General features: G+C 44.3%; 14 protein-coding genes. 1 reads left to right on the top strand and 13 read right to left on the bottom strand.

Annotated features, from left to right (window positions below):
• Positions 1-212: 212 nt before the first annotated feature.
• From JMX89_RS11735 to ndhC, 13 genes are all read right to left on the bottom strand, one after another.
• Complete coding sequence (locus JMX89_RS11735) at positions 213-1691, bottom strand: NADH-quinone oxidoreductase subunit N (protein ID WP_133105501.1); 1479 nt, start codon at positions 1689-1691, stop codon at positions 213-215.
• Positions 1692-1694: 3 nt separating this feature from the next.
• Positions 1695-3320 carry an NADH-quinone oxidoreductase subunit M gene (gene nuoM / locus JMX89_RS11730; protein ID WP_149409791.1) on the bottom strand — a complete coding sequence of 542 codons (1626 nt, stop codon included), beginning with the start codon at positions 3318-3320 and terminating at the stop codon, positions 1695-1697.
• Position 3321: 1 nt separating this feature from the next.
• Entirely contained in the window at positions 3322-5196 is a 1875-nt protein-coding gene (nuoL, locus tag JMX89_RS11725; RefSeq protein ID WP_201551628.1) for an NADH-quinone oxidoreductase subunit L, read from the bottom strand.
• A gap of 4 nt (positions 5197-5200) precedes the next feature.
• A complete protein-coding gene (gene nuoK / locus JMX89_RS11720) occupies positions 5201-5494 on the bottom strand; it encodes an NADH-quinone oxidoreductase subunit NuoK (RefSeq protein ID WP_201551630.1) in 294 nt (97 codons plus the stop codon).
• 113 nt (positions 5495-5607) lie between these two features.
• Complete coding sequence (nuoJ, locus tag JMX89_RS11715) at positions 5608-6351, bottom strand: NADH-quinone oxidoreductase subunit J (protein WP_201532472.1); 744 nt, start codon at positions 6349-6351, stop codon at positions 5608-5610.
• Entirely contained in the window at positions 6348-6896 is a 549-nt protein-coding gene (gene nuoI / locus JMX89_RS11710; protein WP_011512931.1) for an NADH-quinone oxidoreductase subunit NuoI, read from the bottom strand. Before nuoI ends, nuoJ begins: the two co-directional genes overlap by 4 nt.
• Positions 6897-6951: 55 nt before the next feature.
• Entirely contained in the window at positions 6952-7947 is a 996-nt protein-coding gene (gene nuoH / locus JMX89_RS11705; RefSeq protein ID WP_041753375.1) for an NADH-quinone oxidoreductase subunit NuoH, read from the bottom strand.
• Positions 7948-7996: 49 nt separating this feature from the next.
• Entirely contained in the window at positions 7997-11125 is a 3129-nt protein-coding gene (gene nuoG / locus JMX89_RS11700) for an NADH-quinone oxidoreductase subunit NuoG (protein WP_201551626.1), read from the bottom strand.
• A gap of 10 nt (positions 11126-11135) precedes the next feature.
• On the bottom strand, positions 11136-12560 hold the full coding sequence (gene nuoF / locus JMX89_RS11695) for an NADH-quinone oxidoreductase subunit NuoF (RefSeq protein ID WP_201532470.1): 1425 nt from the start codon (positions 12558-12560) through the stop codon (positions 11136-11138).
• Positions 12557-13066 (bottom strand): NADH-quinone oxidoreductase subunit NuoE, encoded by a 510-nt coding sequence (gene nuoE, locus JMX89_RS11690; RefSeq protein ID WP_201532469.1) that lies wholly within the window; start codon positions 13064-13066, stop codon positions 12557-12559. The genes nuoF and nuoE overlap by 4 nt, the downstream gene beginning before the upstream one ends.
• 153 nt (positions 13067-13219) lie before the next feature.
• Positions 13220-14995, bottom strand: a complete 1776-nt coding sequence (gene nuoC, locus JMX89_RS11685) for an NADH-quinone oxidoreductase subunit C/D (RefSeq protein ID WP_011512926.1) — start codon at positions 14993-14995, stop codon at positions 13220-13222.
• Between the two features lie 130 nt (positions 14996-15125).
• Positions 15126-15794 (bottom strand): NuoB/complex I 20 kDa subunit family protein, encoded by a 669-nt coding sequence (locus JMX89_RS11680; RefSeq protein ID WP_011512925.1) that lies wholly within the window; start codon positions 15792-15794, stop codon positions 15126-15128.
• 112 nt (positions 15795-15906) lie between these two features.
• On the bottom strand, positions 15907-16530 hold the full coding sequence (gene ndhC, locus JMX89_RS11675) for an NADH-quinone oxidoreductase subunit A (protein WP_149409784.1): 624 nt from the start codon (positions 16528-16530) through the stop codon (positions 15907-15909).
• Positions 16531-17525: 995 nt separating this feature from the next.
• Between ndhC and JMX89_RS11670 the strand changes: the two genes are divergently transcribed.
• Positions 17526-19559: a UvrD-helicase domain-containing protein gene (locus JMX89_RS11670; RefSeq protein ID WP_201532468.1), complete on the top strand. Its 2034-nt coding sequence runs from the start codon at positions 17526-17528 to the stop codon at positions 19557-19559.
• Positions 19560-19604 lie beyond the last annotated feature (45 nt).

Below are 19604 nucleotides of genomic sequence, written 5' to 3'. Positions count from 1 at the left end.
ATGGCGTTGATTCCTTGCAAATATAGACAGTATATAGCTTTAGGACCTATCCCAGCATGAAAAATGTCCATTACACCATAAAATTTAAACAACATAAAAAAAGATGCGCCAAGCTTATCACAAAGCGGGCGCATCTTGTTTTTCGAACCGTAACAATCAATAAGTAGTAGTATGGATATAGCACTACTTATTTCAGCTTTTTACTTTTAGGCTTACCAAATACGAGCCAAGCTTGCCCATTCAATCATACTATTTGGTAATACGCCAAAGAACAAGATGATCGCCGTGACTGCAATGACCATGATACCACCAGTACGTAAACCCCACTGCTTCGAGACGTCAAATTCAATAAATTGTTTTGGACGTTTAAATAGCGTGAGCAAGACGCGCAAGTAATAGAACAAGCCAATCGCACTACCGAGGATAATCATCGCTGCCAAGAACCAATTAGCCCCTTGTACTGCAGCAAGAATCGCAAACAGCTTCGTGATAAAACCTGCGGTTAATGGAATACCCGCTAGAGATAGCATCATGATAGTCATGACACCAGTCAATACCGGACGTCTCCAGAACAATCCTTGATAATGAATCAATTGATCGGCTTCACCAGATAAGCGATAAGGGCTAGACATCAAGGTCACGACACCAAAGGCACCAATAGAGGTAAAGGCATAAATCGCCATATACATGCTAGAGATACTATCAGCAGCAGAACCAATGCTCACGATTACGATTAGCACATAGCCCATATGGGCAATCGATGAATAACCAAGTAAACGTTTGAGACTGGTTTGGCGTACGGCGAGTAAGTTACCTAGCAAAATAGATAAAGTTGCCATGACCATAAGCAGCATCTGTACCGATGGCAATGCCAATAATGAGGTATCAATTAAAAATCGTACTGCCAATGCCATCATCGCTACTTTTGATACCGAGGCCAGATAAGTCGCGATAGGTGCAGGGGCGCCTTCATAGACATCAGGTGTCCAGATATGAAAGGGCGCGGCAGAAAGTTTAAAGGCGATACCAAACATCATCATCGCTGCACCTAAGATTAACAGCGGCGATTCAAACGTATCTGTCAATGTTAAGCTAATAGGCTTAAATGCCAGTGAGCCGACTTCTGCATAAATAAATGCCATACCCATCAGCAGCGTTGCCGATGCTGTCGCTGATAGCACTAAGTATTTCAGCCCCGACTCAAGCGAGCGGGTGCGCATATAGGTATAGGACAACATGCCATATAGCGGTATCGATAGCATCTCAAGGCTCATAAAGAACGATGCCAAATGCTGGGCACAAACCATAAGCAGTGCACCAATCGTCGATAACAACATGAGCAAATACAGCTCTTCTTTATTATCCTTGAGGTTTGCTAAATACGCATAAGACAACGTACAACAAGCCAATGCACAGATAAAAATAATCACCATATTAAACTGAGCAAAATTATCAATCACAAATAACTGCTCAGCCGCTGGTACGAGCGTTCCACTATCGACAATACCTGCCATTTGCCCAAGCAAAATAAACAGACCGATATTGAGACCGATGACCGAAATTGTACCGGTCACCATATGTGAGCGCTTCATCGTGATGGCAATCATCACCGCCAATACCGTAATGACTACCGCAATGATTGGTGCATAAGGCAATAGCCCCATCAAATCATTCATCGTAAAATCGTTCATGACTTAACGTGCCTCCATTGCATCAAGCAGCTGCGAGGCATCTACTTGTGTTACTTGACTATATATATAAGCGTTATTAATCCATTGCATCGCATGACTTGAGGTATCAAGGAACGGCTGTGGATATAGTCCCAGCCATACCAAGCCTGCCGCTAGCATTAATAATAAAGACAGCTCACGTTTACCCAAATCTTTTAACGGACGCGTCGGCAGGCCATGCGATTTGGTTTCTTTTAATGCCACTTCTTTAATATTGTTGATACCAAATAGCGCTTTATGAATCAAAATAAGCGAGTATAAACCTGCCAATACTAAGCTAAAGGTTGCTAAGACTACAAACACAGGATACTGAGCAAAGGCACCAAACAAGATCAAGAATTCACCGATAAAGTTACCCGTACCCGGAATGCCCAGTAAAGCGGCACAGAAGAACATCAGTATTGGCGCGTAATAACGGAACTGACCCCACATACCACCCATCAGGGTCAAATCACGTGTATGTAAGCGCTCATATAACTGCCCTGCCATAATGAATAGCGCTGCTGAGCTTAGACCATGTGCAAGCATTTGAATCATCAAACCTTGTAAGCTAAGTAATGTTCCGGCATAAATTGCCAATACCACAAAGCCCATATGCGAGATACTGGTATAAGCAAGCAGACGCTTCATATCTGTTTGCATAAAGGCAAGCCATGCGCCATAGAAGATACCAATCGTACCTAACGTCATGGCAATAGGCGCAAAATCTTGTGATGCTGCTGGAAACAATGGCAAGACAAAACGAATCAAACCATAAGCAGCCGTCTTAATCAAAACCCCTGCCAAATCCACCGAACCGGCTGTTGGTGCTTGCGCATGGGCATCTGGCAACCAGCCGTGGAATGGAATAATCGGTAACTTAACGGCAAAACCAATAAAGAAGCACAGCATGATCGGATATTCCCAGCCGCCAAGTGACGTACCGAGTAAATCATTATAGTTAAAGCTGACCACGCCTTTTTGGGCGTAGCTGATAATGACCAATATCAAAATACCGACCAGCATGATAAGACCAGATGCTTGGGTATAAATAAAGAACTTAGTTGCAGCGTATTCTTTGGTTTTACCAACGACATCATGACCCCAAATCGCGATCAAGAAGTAGATTGGAACCAGCATCATCTCCCAAAAGAAGAAGAATAAGAACATATCAATGGCTAAGAAAACACCGATGACGCCGCCCAAACTCCACAGCAAGTTTAGATGGAAGAAACCAACACGGCGCTGAATCTCATTCCACGAACAGGCAACTGCGGCAACACCGAGCAGACCAGTTAATGCAACCATCATTAGCGATAAACCGTCTAACGCTAAGTGAAAACTGATACCAAAACTCGGTATCCAAGGCACACTGAATTCAGCCACCCAAGGCACATTTGCATCTGGCGCAATGACTTGCTGACTCATGCCAGAAAAATCACCGTATTGCCACAGTACCATTGATAATACAAAGGTCAACGTCATACCAATTAAAGCAATCCAGCGCGGCAAGCGTTTATTAAAGCGTTCAACCAGCCAACATAGCAATCCTGCAATAAAAGGAATGGCGATTAATGCTGGTAGCATCCACGTTTGTTGTAACTCAATCATCTTATACCACCGTCATCATTACCAGCACGAGTAATACAGCCATACCCAAGCCAAAGCTTGCAGCATAACCTCGAAGTGACCCTGTTTGCGTCGCAGACAATACCTTATTACCTGCTGATGCCAGCTTAGGTAATAGCAGCCACGTTTTATCGATAGGGTCGGCTTTAAATAAGCGGCCGATGAACAAAAAGGGTTTTACAAAAACTATATCGTATAGCGCGTCAAAGCCCATACCGTGATAGCACCAATGATATAGCGCCCCACCGATACGCGTGCGCTTAAAGCTGGTCAGCAGTCGACCTTTATTAATGACATATAATAGCGCCGCCAATATCAAGCCTGCTGCCATCGCACCCATCGCGATATACTCAGCCGTATGCTTACCATGCGCTTGACCAGCCACTTCTAATAAGTGCCCAACACTTTCTGGCAATACGCCTTGCAATGGCGGGGTAATAAATGCACCCACTGCCGTAGATAATACGAGCAACACACTAAGCGGCAGCCAATATGACACACCAGATAATTTATGTGCATACGTTTTCTCTTCACCAAAGAAGATAATCCAAATCATACGGAAGGTATAAAGCGCGGTTAAGAAAGCACCGAATACGCCCATATAGAATAAGACCATATGACCAGTTGCATAACTTTCCCACAGAATGGCTTCTTTAGAGTAAAAACCAACGGTGACCCAAGGTATCGCAGCAAGTGCACCGCCACCGACGATATAGCACCAAAAAACCAATGGAATCTTTTTACGTAAGCCGCCCATCTTAAAGATGTTTTGCTCATGATGTACCGAAAGGATGACTGCACCTGATGATAAGAATAACAATGCTTTAAAGAAAGCATGAGTCATCAAGTGGAAGATAGCCCCTTGCCATGCACCAACGCCGAGTGCTAAGAACATATAGCCAATTTGGCTCATAGTCGAATAAGCAAGGATACGCTTGATGTCCGTTTGTGCCAACGCACAGAATCCTGCGATAACCAGCGTTAATGCGCCCACTGCCCCAACCCAGTACAATAGTACGCCAGGTGTTAATATAAATAATGGATGTAAACGGGCAATTAAATAAACACCAGCGGTAACCATGGTTGCCGCGTGAATCAATGCCGATACTGGCGTTGGACCTGCCATCGCATCTGCAAGCCATGTATGTAATGGTAGCTGCGCTGATTTACCCATCGCACCGCCAACCAACATCATGGTAGTTAGAATCATGGTTGGATTATTAATATCAAATACTTCCGGGGCACGGGTAATAATCTCTTGAATATTAAGCGTACCAAATTCGCGGAATAATAAAAACAAACCGAAAGCTAAGAACACATCACCAACACGGGTCACGGTAAAGGCTTTTATCGCCGCACGACCATTCACACGGTCATGGTAGTAAAAACCAATCAGCAAGTAAGAACAGATACCAACGCCTTCCCAACCAAGATATAGCAAGAACAAGTTATCTGCCAAGACCAGCAATAACATACTGGCGACAAACAAGTTCATGTAACTAAAGAAGCGCGCAAAGCCTGTTTCACCTTTCATATACCATGCGGCAAACAGATGGATTAAAAAGCCAATGCCGGTAATGACACCCGTCATCGTCAATGCTAATCCATCAAAGCTTAAGCCAAAATTTGGCGCAAAATCCCCGACTTGGAACCAAGTCCATAGTGGAATCTCTACAACAGTTCCGGCTGGATACGTCGTTAAAAAGGTATAGCTGACGATTAGCGTACATAGCGCTGATAGCAGCATACTACCGACACCGACAATCGCTGCCACCTGCTCACTTAACTTGTCGCGCATAAAGGCTAGAATCAAAAAGCCAACGAGCGGGAATATAAAGGTTAATGGTAATAAACTCATGACATCATCCTTTCATCTCATTGGCGTTGTCGACATCAAGATGCCCACGCTGATGATAAAAACGCAATAATATTGCTAAACCAATAGCGGCCTCTGCTGCTGCTAAGGTCAAGATAAAGATAAACATAATCTGTCCATCTGGATCGACCCAACGACTACCTGCTACCACAAATGCTAGTGCCGCCGCATTCATCATGATCTCAAGGCTCATTAGCATAAATAGAAAATTACGCCGTCCCATAACACCGCACAGACCAATCGCAAATAAAATACCTGCCAAGATTAGTCCATGGCTCATGGGTATCAGACCAAGTACATTTTGCGCCTCAGCAACCGGCTGCACTAAGCCTGCTACTTCATGGGCAAACGGCACATTGGTAATATCTTGTGCCACGCTTGCTGCTAGTACCATCAGTCTGACTCCTTGCGCGTGACTTTCTTCATACCGTTCTGCGTACCTGCTTTCATGCCAACCTTCATGCCCACGTAGTCATGCGGATCGACATCTTTATATTCGTATGGTTTTGCCATCTTTACTGCATCATTATTGGTGTGCGGGCTATCGTTTTCATAGAGCTCAATACTACCGATATTTGGATTGGCTACTAGACTATCATTACCGATAATCTCATCATCGATAGCTTCTTTACCTAAATGATAAGCTGCAACTAAGGCTGCGAGTAGTAGCAATGCGGCTACTTCTATCAACATAATATATTTGGTAAATAACACCGTACCCACTGCTTTGGCTGAAATCGTAGTACCGCCAATCAGAGCTGCTTCGTTATGATTAAGACCAATCATTGCATACAGCACAACTGCGATAATAATCGTCAAGCCTGTCGGTATCGCCCAAGTGCCGGCATCAAGCCAACGCTCTTCCCGCTCATCATTACGCATGCCTAAATTCAGCATCATAATCACGAAGACGAACAGCACCATAATGGCACCCGCGTAAACGACAATTTCAAGTGCTCCAGCAAACGGCGCACCTATCACAAAAAATATGCCAGCGATTGCCAGCAATGACACAATCATCGATAAAATAGCATGCACTGGATTGGCTTGGGTTACCACGCGCAAACTGGCAAATATTGCTACCGCTGCTAATGAGTAAAACCCTGCCAATTCAGGATTATTTAAAATATTCATCATGGTAGCAAGCTCCTTAGATCAATCGGTGCCGCTTCATTTTGCGCTGCGCCTTTTGGTTTATCTGCTACCGCCATACCCGTCACGCGATAATAGTTATAATCGGGATATTTACCCGGTCCTGAAATCAGCAAATGCTCTTTTTCATAGACCAAGTCTTGACGGACGTATTCGCCCATCTCAAAATCAGGAGTCATCTGAATAGCTGTTGTAGGACAAGCTTCTTCACACAAGCCACAAAAAATACAACGTGAAAAGTTAATACGGAAGAACTCTGGATACCAGCGTCCATCTTCACGTTCCGCTTTTTGCAGGGAGATACAACCAACTGGACATGCCACAGCGCACAAGTTACAAGCAACGCAGCGCTCATCGCCGTCAGGGTCACGCGACAAGATAATACGTCCACGAAAACGTGGCGGCACTGGTACTGGCACCTCAGGATAAAGAATGGTGTCGCGTGGTCTGAGCGCATGACTATTGACCATCCACATGCTGCGGACAATGGTAAATAGTCCAATGACGGTCTTTTTTATCGTAGTAAACATGGGATTATTATCCTTCTCAGCTTTACCCTAGTTCATCAGTAATGGCTAGTGATGATTACAACGTTGGGGAAAAAATCAAAATGACTGCAGCAGTAACCAATAGATTAATCAAGGTTACGGGCAGGCAGACTTTCCAGCCAAAGTTCATCACCTGATCATAGCGCGGACGCATGAGTGAGCCTCGAGCCAAAACAAACATAGTCATAAAGAACAGCGTCTTAATCATGAACCAAAAAGCTGGTGGAATAAACGGAATATCTAAATTAAAAGGTGCCAACCAACCACCAAAGAATAAGCAGGTCATCAAAGCAGAAATCAATACAACATTGACGTATTCGCCAATAAAGAACATACCGAACTTCATGCCGGAATATTCAACGTGATATCCTTCAGCAAGCTCTTGCTCAGCTTCTGGTTGGTCAAATGGATGTCTATGCGTGACCGCAACACCAGCAACCACAAAAGTTAAAAAGCCAAAGAACTGTGGAATGATATACCAACCATCAGCCTGCGCTTCAACAATCGCACGTAAGTTAAATGAGCCAGTCAAGGCAACAACGCCCATCAACGATAAGCCTAAGAACACTTCATAACTGATGGTTTGCGCGGCTGAACGTAAGCCACCAAGTAATGAGAATTTATTGGCTGATGCCCAACCACCGAACAGTACTGCATAGACTGCAATACCAGCCATGGCAAAAAAGAACAAAATACCAATATCCCAATCAGCAACGCCAAGAGTTGGTGAGATAGGAATAATGGCAAATGAAGCCAGAGCGGTAAACATGGCAACCGCAGGCGCCAAAGTAAACATAAACTTATCGGTAAAATTTGGCGTCCAATCTTCTTTAAAGAAGATTTTGAGCATATCGGCCACTAGCTGTAGTGAACCAAACGGTCCAACACGGTTTGGACCATAACGGTCTTGCCAAAGTGCTAACATCCGGCGCTCATAGATAATCATCATTGCCGCGACAATGACAACGACTAAAAAGATAACCAGCGATTGTACGACCATAAAAAGTATGGACCAAGTATCAAAGGTCATCATACTTGCCAAAAAACTTGGCACATCAGGGATAATACGAGTGACTTGCATATTACGCCTCCTGTGTGGTGGTCGGCGCTGTGCTTACTGGCGCGGCGCGGTTATTGTTATCTTCAAAGCTGTTTAAACCACTGCCATTTTCAGAGTTGCCACTAGCGTCATTAGCCAAGCCGCCCATCATCGTAATAGGTGCATCGACTTTACGTACTGACGCTGGCATCGATGGATGAATAATGCTCACCTGACCGACAGGATAACCGATACAACCTTCGGCTAAATAGCCAACAAGCTCTACTGGCAGCGTGATTTGCTGTTTATCAATCTCAATCGCTAGATAATCACCAGCCACGATATTCCAATCTTTTGCGTCATCAATCCCTACACGCCATGAGGCGACAGGTAATTGTTCAGCAACGACTGGGCTACGCGATGCCATCATTGAGCTGGCATAAATGTTATAAATAGGCACCAATTTGGCCTGCCCTTGATGCATATCCGTCGTAGCTACTGAGCTAACTTCTGGCGCAACATATTGGCGCGTAGCTAAACGCTCTAACTGATCGAACAAGCGAACGCCCGGATCACCATTTCTAAGACTACCACCCACTTTATCTTGATATTTGTTCCAAGCTTGCGGTGAGTTCCAACCGGCAGATTGCGCAAAAGGAATCATCGCGCTTGGGGTTTTTTTACCGCTATAGCCTTCCATTGAGAAGGTTAAACCGGTATCCAAATCTTTTGGCTGCATTGGCTCATGGACAGAGACAGGCGCACGCATAGAAGTACGACCTGAGTAACGACGTGGCTGACGGGCAATTTTTAGACCCGTCATCCGGTAATCAGCATCGGGTGCAGCTTCTTTGATACCGGCAAGCTTAGGATGAGTCGCTATCAAAGCATTGATGACATCGTCAAGCTGCGTCCAGTCGACATCACGACCTTCTAAGCTGCTGTGCACAGCATGCAACCAGCGCCAGCCTTCTTTGATACTACTAAGCGGATGATAATAGTCATTATCATAAACTTGGAAGAAGCGCTGCGCACGACCTTCGGCAGAAATAAGCGTGCCGTCTGCTTCAGCAAAGGTGGCTGCTGGCAATACAATATCGACGTCTTTGTGCCAATCCAGCAATTGATGATCTAACGCAATGACGGTTTTATCAGTCAATAGCTGTGTTAATTTATTCGCATCAATAGCATCAGTCAGCTGATTTTCAGCGACTATCACCACATCAAAATCAGTCGCCAGCAATTCTTCAACTGAATGACCACCGAGTAAACAAACACCGATACTATTAGCATCTGTCACTGCTAAATAGATACCCGCTTGAGCGTGGTATTTTTTATTAACTTCTTTGAGCTCAAGTTTGGTTGCTGGCTGACGTTCAACATCGTCTTGTGCTTCAGTATTAACGCCCGTTTCAGGTTTATTTGGCTTGGCAGACAGATCTTTATCTTCTGTTTGCTGCGCCGTTGTTGTTTGTGCTTGCGCTTCAGCTGCTGCAACTTTGGCATTATGTGTCTCAACTTCATACTGCTCAGTTGCTTTGATCGCTGCACGCTTTTGGCTTAATGCTTGCGTGATTTGCGCAGCTGCTTCTATCAAGGCAATAGACGATAAGCTGCTACCAGAGACAACCAATGGCTTGTCCGCTTGGATCAAGTCATAAGCGATTTGCTGTGCCAGCGCTTGCATAGGATCAACATTGATATTGGCATTAGCTTCTTTTTCAGCTTTTTGCGGCTCGACTATTTTTACTAAATTATTAGCAAATTTAGCAATTTCATCCGCAACTTTAAAACCAAGTTTAGTGATGTCTTCAGGTGTCGCTACGACACTAACTTTACTGATATCTTCAAGTTTGGTTTGAGTTACATCGATGACATATACTGGGCTTTGTGCACCTTGAGCAATACGTTTGACTGGCTCAGCCAACCACGATTGCGTTTTGGTAGCAGCCGCCATTTTTATGGCTTCATTTTTCGCCGCTTGACGGATAGAGAGTGCCACACGTGATGACGTTTGAGTGATATCTTCACCCAATACCAATACGGCATCATGGCTTTCAATATCAACCATACCTGGGTTATAAATACCCTCAGTACTCAATACTTCAATGCATTTATTGACCAATGCTTGCTGCTGATGATTAAGACCCGTTGAAAAATTATCAAAACCAACAAGGTTTTTCAGCGCAAAGTTGGTCTCTAAACTGGCACGTGGCGAACCAATACCAATGACTTTTTTATCTTTAATACGCTTAATGGTTTCATCAAGAGCATAGTCAATATTGATTTTGACGTGTTTATCATTGATACGTTCAAGCGCTTGAGTCGGGCGGTCTTCACGATTGACATAGCCATAGCCAAAACGACCACGGTCACATAAGAAGTAACGGTTTACCTCGCCATTATAGCGATTTTCGATACGGCGTAACTCACCATAGCGCTCACCGGCAGAGATATTACAACCCGCTGAGCAGCCATGACAGATGCTTGGCGCATACTGCATATCCCATTTACGGTTATAACGATCCGAATGCGTCTTATCGGTAAATACACCTGTTGGACAGACTTCCGTTAGGTTACCTGAGAACTCACTTTCAAACTGACCGTCTTTATCACGACCAAAATAAACACGCTCGTTTGAGCCATAAACGCCCAAATCTTCGCCACCTGCATAGTCTTTATAAAAACGGACGCAGCGATAGCAAGCAATACAACGGTTCATCTCATGCGCGATAAACGGACCAAGCTCTTGATTGTGATGGGTGCGTTTGGTAAAGCGGTAGCGACGACGATGATGACCTGACATATAGGTCATATCTTGCAAATGACAATGTCCACCCTCTTCACAGGTTGGGCAGTCATGCGGATGGTTAATCATCAACAGCTCAACCATCGACTTACGGAACGCCTTCGCTTCATCATCAGTCACTGAGATGTACATATCATCGCCTGGGGCGACCATGCAGGACATCACAAGGCGACCGCGACCTGCTTCCATATCTTCTTTGGTCATATATTGCTTAACCGCGCACTGACGGCAAGAGCCTACTGAACCAAGGGCTGGGTGATAACAAAAATACGGCACATCAATGCCGAGTGACAAACATGCTTGTAGCAAGTTATCTGCGCTATCTACTTCGACAGTGGTTCCATCAATATGTATGACTGCCATGCCGCTCTCCTTATTTCACATCTAGCTGTTGATTGGCTGCAGCCTTAATGACATCTTCACCAACCGCCTGCGCAATCTTTTGATCAAACTCAGGACGGAAATATTTAATTGCACTCATCAGTGGTTCCATCGCACCGGGGGCGTGTGCGCAAAAGGTTTTACCGATCCATAAGTCACGGGTTAAACCTTCTAGCTTTTCAACATCGCCAATCTGCCCTTCGCCATCATTGATAGCGGTAAGGATTTTGACGCCCCACGGCAAACCATCGCGGCATGGCGTACACCAACCGCACGATTCGCGCTGAAAGAAAATCTCAAGATTACGTACCAATGGCACCATATCTTGTTCTTCGTCAACGACCATAAGCAGACCCGTACCCATACGGCTACCCGCTTTTTGGATAGTGTCAAAATCAACGACAGTATCTAAGTGTTCAGCGGTTAAAAAATCCGTTGATGCGCCGCCTGGTAACCAAGCCTTAAGTGTGCGACCTTCCTGCATACCACCGGCGAAATCTTCGATGATTTCGCGCGCCGTATAACCAAAAGGTAATTCCCAAAGACCGGGATCATTGACCAAACCAGAACAGCCAAATAGCTTCGTACCGGGGGTTTCGACTACACCTTTGGCTTTTGGCAGGTCTTGATACCACTTGCTACCATGTAGGATAATCGCTGAAACGTTATGTAAAGTTTCAACGTTATTAACCACGGTTGGTCGACCCCATGCACCAGCTACTTGTGGAAATGGTGGTTTAGTACGTGGATTGGCACGGCGACCTTCTAAGCAGTTAATCAATGCCGTTTCTTCACCGCAAATATAACGACCAGCACCCGTATGCACATGTAAATCAAAACTAAAATCTGAGCCTAAAATATTATCGCCGACTAGATTATTGGCCTTTAATTCTTCGATCGCTGCCGTTAAACGCTCCGCAGCTAAGATGTATTCACCACGGATAAAGATATAACCGGCTGTTGCACCAATCGCATAGGCAGAAATAAGCATGCCTTCAATAAGCTGAAGCGGCAAACGCTCCATGAGCAAACGGTCTTTAAACGTACCCGGCTCCATCTCGTCAGCATTACAGACTAGATAGCGTGGACCGCCATCAGGTGGTGCCATTAGCGACCATTTAATACCTGCTGGAAAACCTGCACCGCCGCGACCTTTTACCACCGCTTCTTTGATAGTATTTAACGTATCATCTGGCGATTGGTTTAACGCTATCTTTAACGCTTCAAAACCACGTAATGATTCATAAGTGGCCAAATCAAGCACAGCATCATGATGCGCTAAGCGCCATGTCAGTGGTTTGGTTTCACTGGTAGCAGTCGCTCTATCGCCATAGATAGGAATACGCTGCTCATTAAGTTGGCTTGGCGCTTTGCCTTGATTACGAAGAGCAATCTGCTCTGAAACAGTTAATCTCATGCGTATAGCTCCAACAATTGGGCGACTTCTTCAGGCTGGACAGGACCATAGGTATCTTCATCAATCAATACCGCAGGACCTTTGTCACAGTTACCTAAACAGCAAATCGGCAATAGCGTAAAACGACCATCAGCAGTGGTTTGACCATAGTTGATGCCCAGCGCAGATTTGAGCTCAGCTGCTAGTGCTTCATAGCCTGTTAAATAACAAGCCACCGAATCACAAACAAGGATGACATGACGACCAACTGGCTGACGATAGATACGGTTAAAGAAGGTTGCTACCCCATCCATATCCGTCATCGGTACATTTAGAATATTAGCAATCGCATTCACTTGCGCATCATCAACCCAGCCGTTACGCTTTTGCACGATTTTTAGCGAATCTAAAGACGCTGCTCGTGGATGAGGATAATGATGCATAAACTCATGAATAGCCGCAATTTCTTCTGCAGTTAAGATACTTGCCACATCTACTTTTGGCATTTTATCGGAAACAATTTTCATAATCTTTTTCTTTCCTCACTCAGCCCACTGTTAAGGTTGCGCTCACGGCGCAATGACAGCGTTTTGGTGTGCCAGTTTGGCGATAATATGTTAATGAACGCGTCGTACTTTTAATATATAAACGATAATGATAAACGTATAACCACAGACTTTCTAACGGTCACAATCGGCCATCACAATATCAATTGATGCCAGATACATAATGGCATCGGATACCAATGAACCATTAATGACTGATGGCATCTGCTGCAAATGCGCGAATGTCGGAGTACGGATACGGGTACGATAGCTCATCGTCGCTTTATCCGAGGTGATGTAATAACTGTTTAGACCTTTAGTTGCTTCTACAATCGTTGTGCACTCACCCGCTGGCATCACAGGACCCCAAGAGACGGAGATAAAGTGATTAATCAAGGTTTCGATGTCATTCAAGGTACGGTCTTTTGGCGGCGGTACTGCCAATGGATGATCCGCCTTATAAGGACCTTGCGGCATATTATCCATACATTGACGGATAATACGTAGCGACTGGCGCATCTCTTCGACTTTCACCATGCAGCGATCATAAGCATCGCCGTTATAGCCGACTGGTACTTCAAAGTCGTAATTCTCATAGCCCATGTACGGACGCGCTTTACGCAAATCAAAATCCAAACCTGTTGCACGCAAACCTGCGCCAGTAACGCCCCACGCCAATGCTTGCTTGGTATTATATTGGGCAACACCTTGGGTACGACCTTTGAGCACACTGTTTTGCAATGCTGCTTTGACATACTCATCCAAGCGTTTTGGCATCCAATCTAAAAACTCGCGAACCAAACGCTGCCAGCCGCGCGGTAAATCATGCGCTGTACCGCCGATACGGAACCACGCAGGATGCATACGGTAACCAGTTACCGCTTCGATAACGTCATAGGCTTTTTGGCGATCGGTAAACATATAGAATACTGGGGTCATACCGCCGGCATCTTGGATAAAGGTACCGACAAACAGCAAGTTATTGGTAATACGGAAAAACTCACTCATCATCACGCGGATGGTTTCAGCACGCGGCGGAATAGTAATACCGGCAAGCTTTTCAACCGACATGATATACGGTAGCTCATTCATTACGCCGCCAAGATAGTCGATACGGTCGGTATAAGGAATAAATGAGTGCCACGTTTGACGCTCAGCCATCTTTTCGGCGCCGCGATGGTGATATCCAATATCAGGGATACAATCGACAACTTCTTCCCCATCAAGCTGTAGTACCAAACGGAAAGCACCATGAGCCGATGGATGGTTAGGACCGATGTTCAAGAACATAAAGTCTTCATCACGACCCGAGCGTTTCATGCCCCATTCTTCTGGGACAAAGCGCAGGTTTTCTTGCTCGTATTGTTGTTTGGCGGTATTCAAGAAATACGGGGTAAATTCAGTTGCCCGCGCATGATATTCTTTGCGCAGTGGATGACCTTCCCAGTATTTTGGCAATAAGATACGCGTTAAATGCGGATGACCAGTAAAGACAATACCGAACATGTCCCACACTTCGCGCTCATACCAGTTGGCATTGGGCCAAATCTGTGTCGCACTTGGGACGTTTAAATCTTCTTCACTGAGCGCCACTTTGATACGCACATCACTATTACGCTCAAGCGACATCAAGTGATAAAACACCGTAAAATCACTGTCAGGTAAACCTTGACGATGCTGACGTAGACGCTCATCTATCGCTGACAAGTCAAATAACATGACATAAGGTTTTGGCAATTTGCGTAAGAATAAGAGAACGTCTAATAAATCAGCGCGTGCCACCCAAACCGTTGGAATGTCGTCAACCGTGTGCTGCACAACGAACTTACCAGCATATTTTTCTTCCAGCTCTTTGATAACTGCTGGGACAGGCTTGATCTTAGGATCTGTGTTTTCGACTACCGTGACCATGAATGATGTCTTCCTTCATTAATCATAACTGAACCATGACAACCATAATAAAAGATGATAATCATAACCAAACTATGATGAGCGTACGCGCACTTCTAACAATTATTAATAACTACGCCAAACTGCTTAACTAAATACTATCTGGGCTACGTAAGTTTTTCACAGCGATACGATCTGCTTGCTTACGGTCACGCTCAGGCGTCATCTGCGGCTGATAGACACCCTGATCATTGACATGGATACCCAGCGGACGACGTTCTTTAGTAATAGATTCTTGTAATAACATCAAGCCTTGAATCAATGCTTCTGGACGTGGCGGACAACCAGGCACATAGACGTCGACGGGGATAATTTTATCCACGCCTTGCACGACTGAATAGATGTCATACATACCGCCCGAGTTGGCACAAGCCCCCATCGAGATGACCCATTTTGGCTCAAGCATTTGCTCGTATAGACGTTGAATAACGGGTGCCATTTTAACAAAGCAAGTACCAGCAACAATCATCACATCTGCCTGACGTGGCGAGGCGCGAATAACTTCGGCACCAAAGCGTGACAAATCGTGAACCGCCGTTAAAGTAGTCGCATATTCGACATAACAACATGAGGTACCAAAGTTAAATGGCCACAGTGAGTGCTTGCGCCCCCAGTTTGCTGTTGAATGCACAAGATCTTCTAGACGACCCATAAAGACGTTTTTATTGACTTCATCTTCCATTGGATCGTTGACAGTTTGGCTTGTCTGAGCAGGATAGACATCTGCATCAGGGTTGGCTTTTGTTAATGTGTATTTCATAACATACAACCTTTATGTTAAACAAAGTGCGGCAATGATTTGCCCTCACTACTGCCTTAACTTCATTATTAAATAATTTTGTTATTCACTAATTAACACGCACTGTTATTCATTAACGCGTCATTTTATCTGTTTGTGCAGACGTCGCAAAGTCCACAGAAGTGACATTACCCGTGGTATTAATATGATCAATGTTTTGTAAGTGACGACGATTGGTCTCAATATTGTTTGAGACATTAATCTGACCGGAGGACTGCGCAGGTATCTTGCCCGTAGGATCGACCATGAGTTCATCAACACCATCGAACTTGGTGATGTCAGCTAAACTAAAGCCTGCGGGTGCAGCATATAGGCGGGCTTTTTTGCGTAGCTTATCAGCCGGTGCCCAATTCATCGCACCCAAGCTCAACTCGTATACCAAGCCAATGATCAAGATGGTGATAAATATGGCGGCCGCAGCAAAACCAAGCCAGCCAGCTTCACGAACTGAGACTGCATAAGCATATAAGTAAAGGGCTTCTAGATCAAAAATAACAAAGAAAATCGCCACCAAATAGAATTTGGCAGACAAACGAATACGGGCGTTGCCAGATCCGACAACACCCGCTTCAAATATCTCTTCTTTTTGTGAGCCATGTGAGCGACCGCCAAGTAGACGCGGGACGACCAGCATAAAAACAACTAGCCCAATGGCGGCTAAAATAAAAGCAATGGCTGACCAATTAAAAGCAGACATGATAATACGTGCTCCTCACCCAATCGAGTGTTACACGCCGCGCAAGCATCGACCTACATATTAAGGTCGTCAAGCGACAGGCATAACGCAGACGAAAACACAAAGCAACTGTCACTGTATTTAAGTAACTGTCATTGAGTCACATGTTAGGTTCTGTACTGGTAACAACCAATTATCAAGCTTATTGACGACGATGTCAGATCTGACCAACTGTAGAGTGTCCGCTCTATATGCGGATAAAGGCTGGTCGCCCAACGCATCTTCTAACAACGTAAGATCAACGTATTAAATCAATGTCATATTCGATAGTTTATTTAATTGATTTAATAGCTCATTACACGTGGTCAACAATGACGTGACAACTGGCATAAATTATTTACGTACTATACGCATATCGGCAATCAAAAGCTAGTTTTTAACTGCATTGAGCGGTCACTTTATCGGCAAAAAAAATAGGTTTTTTTATCCGCAAACTATGCTATAGATTATTCATCATCCTGCTCTAAAAACTTTCTAAAAGTTTAAGGAATATATTATTAATTGACTGCTAACTAAGATGAAAAATCTATATAAAACGCGCAGTTAGTCACAGCTTGTAATTATTTCACTTTCACTTCCATAATGGATAATACTTAAGTCTGACTCCTTATTTTTATTCATGGGAAATGAGCTTGTATTGGCCAAATTTTCGACGGTTTTCATTGAAACAAAATATTTCTCTATGTCATTTTTCAAGACGTACCTTATATATACCTCATAATCTTATATATTCCACGCTACTAACTCCTGCCCAAAAGCCTTGGTTTTGCTTTATAATAACTCACCTAATTTTGCTCGCAGATTGCCTAAAACTTTAAAATTATTCTGTGAGTTACTCTATTTAAAATGCCAATATGCCCTCTATTTTAACGAACGTATTTTTCGCTTGATGGCAGCTAGTGGCATTTTACGATTTACTGCTACCCTCTTTTTGCTTTTGTCTTACAGGTCACGTTATGAGTCAACTTAATCCCAAACAACAAGAAGCCATGCTCTACGTATCTGGTCCGCTACTGGTGTTAGCAGGTGCCGGCTCCGGTAAGACGTCAGTGATTACCCGCAAGATTGCTTATCTGATCGAAGAATGCAATATGCCTGCTGAGCGGATCACGGCGGTGACCTTTACCAATAAAGCGGCGCGTGAAATGAAAGCTCGAGTCAGTAAGCTACTACCGAGTGAAAAGACCCGTGGTCTAACGGTTTCAACCTTTCACCAATTTGGGCTGCAGTTTCTGCGATATGAGCTGCTTCATACGCCATTGAAAGGCAATTTCTCCATTATGGACAGCGACGATAGCAAGCGTTTGCTAATGGAGCTTATGATGCGTGATAACTTAAGCGGCGCTGAAAGTCGTGAGTTGGTTGGTAAAGCAATCAAGATGATTTCTGATTGGAAAAATGATTTGATTGAGCCGGATAAGGCGATGGAAACCTTAGACGATCCAGAAGATATGATTTTTGCGACGCTTTATGCTTTATATGAGCGCAATCTACGGGCTTATAACGCGGTTGATTTTGATGATTTAATTGTATTACCGACCAAAATACTGCGTGAAAATAGAGAGCTACGTGATAAATGGCAAAATCGTATTCGCTATTTGCTGGTCGATGAATATCAAGATACCAATACGGCGCAGTACGAGATGATCAAATATTTGGTCGGACCACAAGGGCGTTTTACCGTCGTTGGTGATGATGACCAATCTATTTATGCATGGCGCGGTGCTAAACCTGAAAATATGGGTTTACTTAAAGAGGATTTCCCAAAATTAAAAATCGTCATGCTTGAGCAAAACTATCGCTCGACTACCCGTATTTTGACCTCTGCTAATGCGGTTATTACCAACAATGAGCATTTATTTGAAAAGAAACTCTGGTCAGATAAAGGTCAAGGCGAAAAAATTCGTATTATTAACTGTCGTAATGATGACGATGAATCTGAGCGCGTCGCCAAAGAAATCGTCACTCACAAATTGCGCTTTGGCAATGAGTGGGAACAATATGCCGTTCTTTATCGCAGTAACTTTCAGGCGCGGATGCTAGAGGCGCAGTTGCGTCAACTGCAAGTGCCTTATAAATTATCGGGTGGTCAGTCGTTCTTTGCTCGTAGTGAAATTAAAGACGTTATGAGCTACTTACGTCTGATTTTAAATCCAGAAGACGACAGTGCATTTTTGCGCGTGATTAATACGCCCAAGCGCGGTATGGGACCAGCGACGCTTGAAAAGCTTGGCTTATTTTCACAAGAACATAGCATCTCGCTACTGGCTTCTTGTACGCATGCCGGTCTTGCCCACGTTTTACCGTCGAAATCTTATAGTACGTTAAAGGAGTTTGGCAACTTTATTGAGCACTATACTCGCGAGCTTGATCAACATCCTGACCCTGTGCCAATTGTCCGTCAAATGATTGATGAGACCGGTTATATTGACTTTGTCCGTAGCGACTCAAAAACGCCGCAACAAGAAAAAAACCGTATCGATAATATCGATATGCTTTACACCAGTATTCAATCGCTGATTAATCGCGCCGAAGAAGACGAAGACCGTACCATTGATACCATCATTCGCAAGCTGGTATTGCTTGATATGCTGGAGCAGCAGCAGGAAGAAGAAAACACCAATAAAGTTAATCTAATGACCTTACATGCGGCAAAAGGCTTGGAGTTTGATTTTGTTTATATCATGGGGCTTGAGGAAGAGATGCTACCACATCGCAACTCTATCCTAAGCGAGACGGTCGAAGAGGAACGGCGCTTGATGTATGTGGGCATTACTCGCGCGCGTCGCGAGCTAACTTTGACACTAGCCACTCAGCGCCGCGCTGGTGGTCAAATGCGCGTCACGTCTGAATCACGATTTCTAGATGAGTTGCCAGAGGATCATATCGATTGGCCTGCCAAAGCAAAAAAACAAAAAGCCACCAAAGACCCCGCAGCAGTTGCTGATGAATACTTGGCTAATATTCGGGCTTTATTGGGCAATCGATAATGTTTAACAATTAAAAAAGCTAACAAATATAACTCATTCATTAAG

This window comes from Psychrobacter sp. DD43, from assembly GCF_904846555.1.
In the GTDB taxonomy this organism is placed as follows: Bacteria; Pseudomonadota; Gammaproteobacteria; order Pseudomonadales; family Moraxellaceae; genus Psychrobacter; species Psychrobacter cryohalolentis.
Note: the sequence above shows the minus strand (reverse complement) of the source record. Positions and strands in the feature narration are given on the sequence as shown.

What these genes read in the sequence shown, in the direction of transcription:
- nuoM (WP_149409791.1), bottom strand. Translation starts at nt 3,320, where the DNA reads ATGATTGAGTTACAACAAACGTGGATGCTACCAGCATTAATCGCCATT.
- nuoG (WP_201551626.1), bottom strand. Translation starts at nt 11,125, where the DNA reads ATGGCAGTCATACATATTGATGGAACCACTGTCGAAGTAGATAGCGCA.
- JMX89_RS11680 (WP_011512925.1), bottom strand. Translation starts at nt 15,794, where the DNA reads ATGAAATACACATTAACAAAAGCCAACCCTGATGCAGATGTCTATCCT.
- nuoL (WP_201551628.1), bottom strand. Translation starts at nt 5,196, where the DNA reads ATGAGTTTATTACCATTAACCTTTATATTCCCGCTCGTTGGCTTTTTG.
- ndhC (WP_149409784.1), bottom strand. Translation starts at nt 16,530, where the DNA reads ATGTCTGCTTTTAATTGGTCAGCCATTGCTTTTATTTTAGCCGCCATT.
- nuoH (WP_041753375.1), bottom strand. Translation starts at nt 7,947, where the DNA reads ATGATGACCTTTGATACTTGGTCCATACTTTTTATGGTCGTACAATCG.
- nuoF (WP_201532470.1), bottom strand. Translation starts at nt 12,560, where the DNA reads ATGAGATTAACTGTTTCAGAGCAGATTGCTCTTCGTAATCAAGGCAAA.
- JMX89_RS11670 (WP_201532468.1), top strand. Translation starts at nt 17,526, where the DNA reads ATGAGTCAACTTAATCCCAAACAACAAGAAGCCATGCTCTACGTATCT.
- JMX89_RS11735 (WP_133105501.1), bottom strand. Translation starts at nt 1,691, where the DNA reads ATGAACGATTTTACGATGAATGATTTGATGGGGCTATTGCCTTATGCA.
- nuoI (WP_011512931.1), bottom strand. Translation starts at nt 6,896, where the DNA reads ATGTTTACTACGATAAAAAAGACCGTCATTGGACTATTTACCATTGTC.
- nuoE (WP_201532469.1), bottom strand. Translation starts at nt 13,066, where the DNA reads ATGAAAATTGTTTCCGATAAAATGCCAAAAGTAGATGTGGCAAGTATC.
- nuoC (WP_011512926.1), bottom strand. Translation starts at nt 14,995, where the DNA reads ATGGTCACGGTAGTCGAAAACACAGATCCTAAGATCAAGCCTGTCCCA.
- nuoJ (WP_201532472.1), bottom strand. Translation starts at nt 6,351, where the DNA reads ATGATGAATATTTTAAATAATCCTGAATTGGCAGGGTTTTACTCATTA.
- nuoK (WP_201551630.1), bottom strand. Translation starts at nt 5,494, where the DNA reads ATGAGCCATGGACTAATCTTGGCAGGTATTTTATTTGCGATTGGTCTG.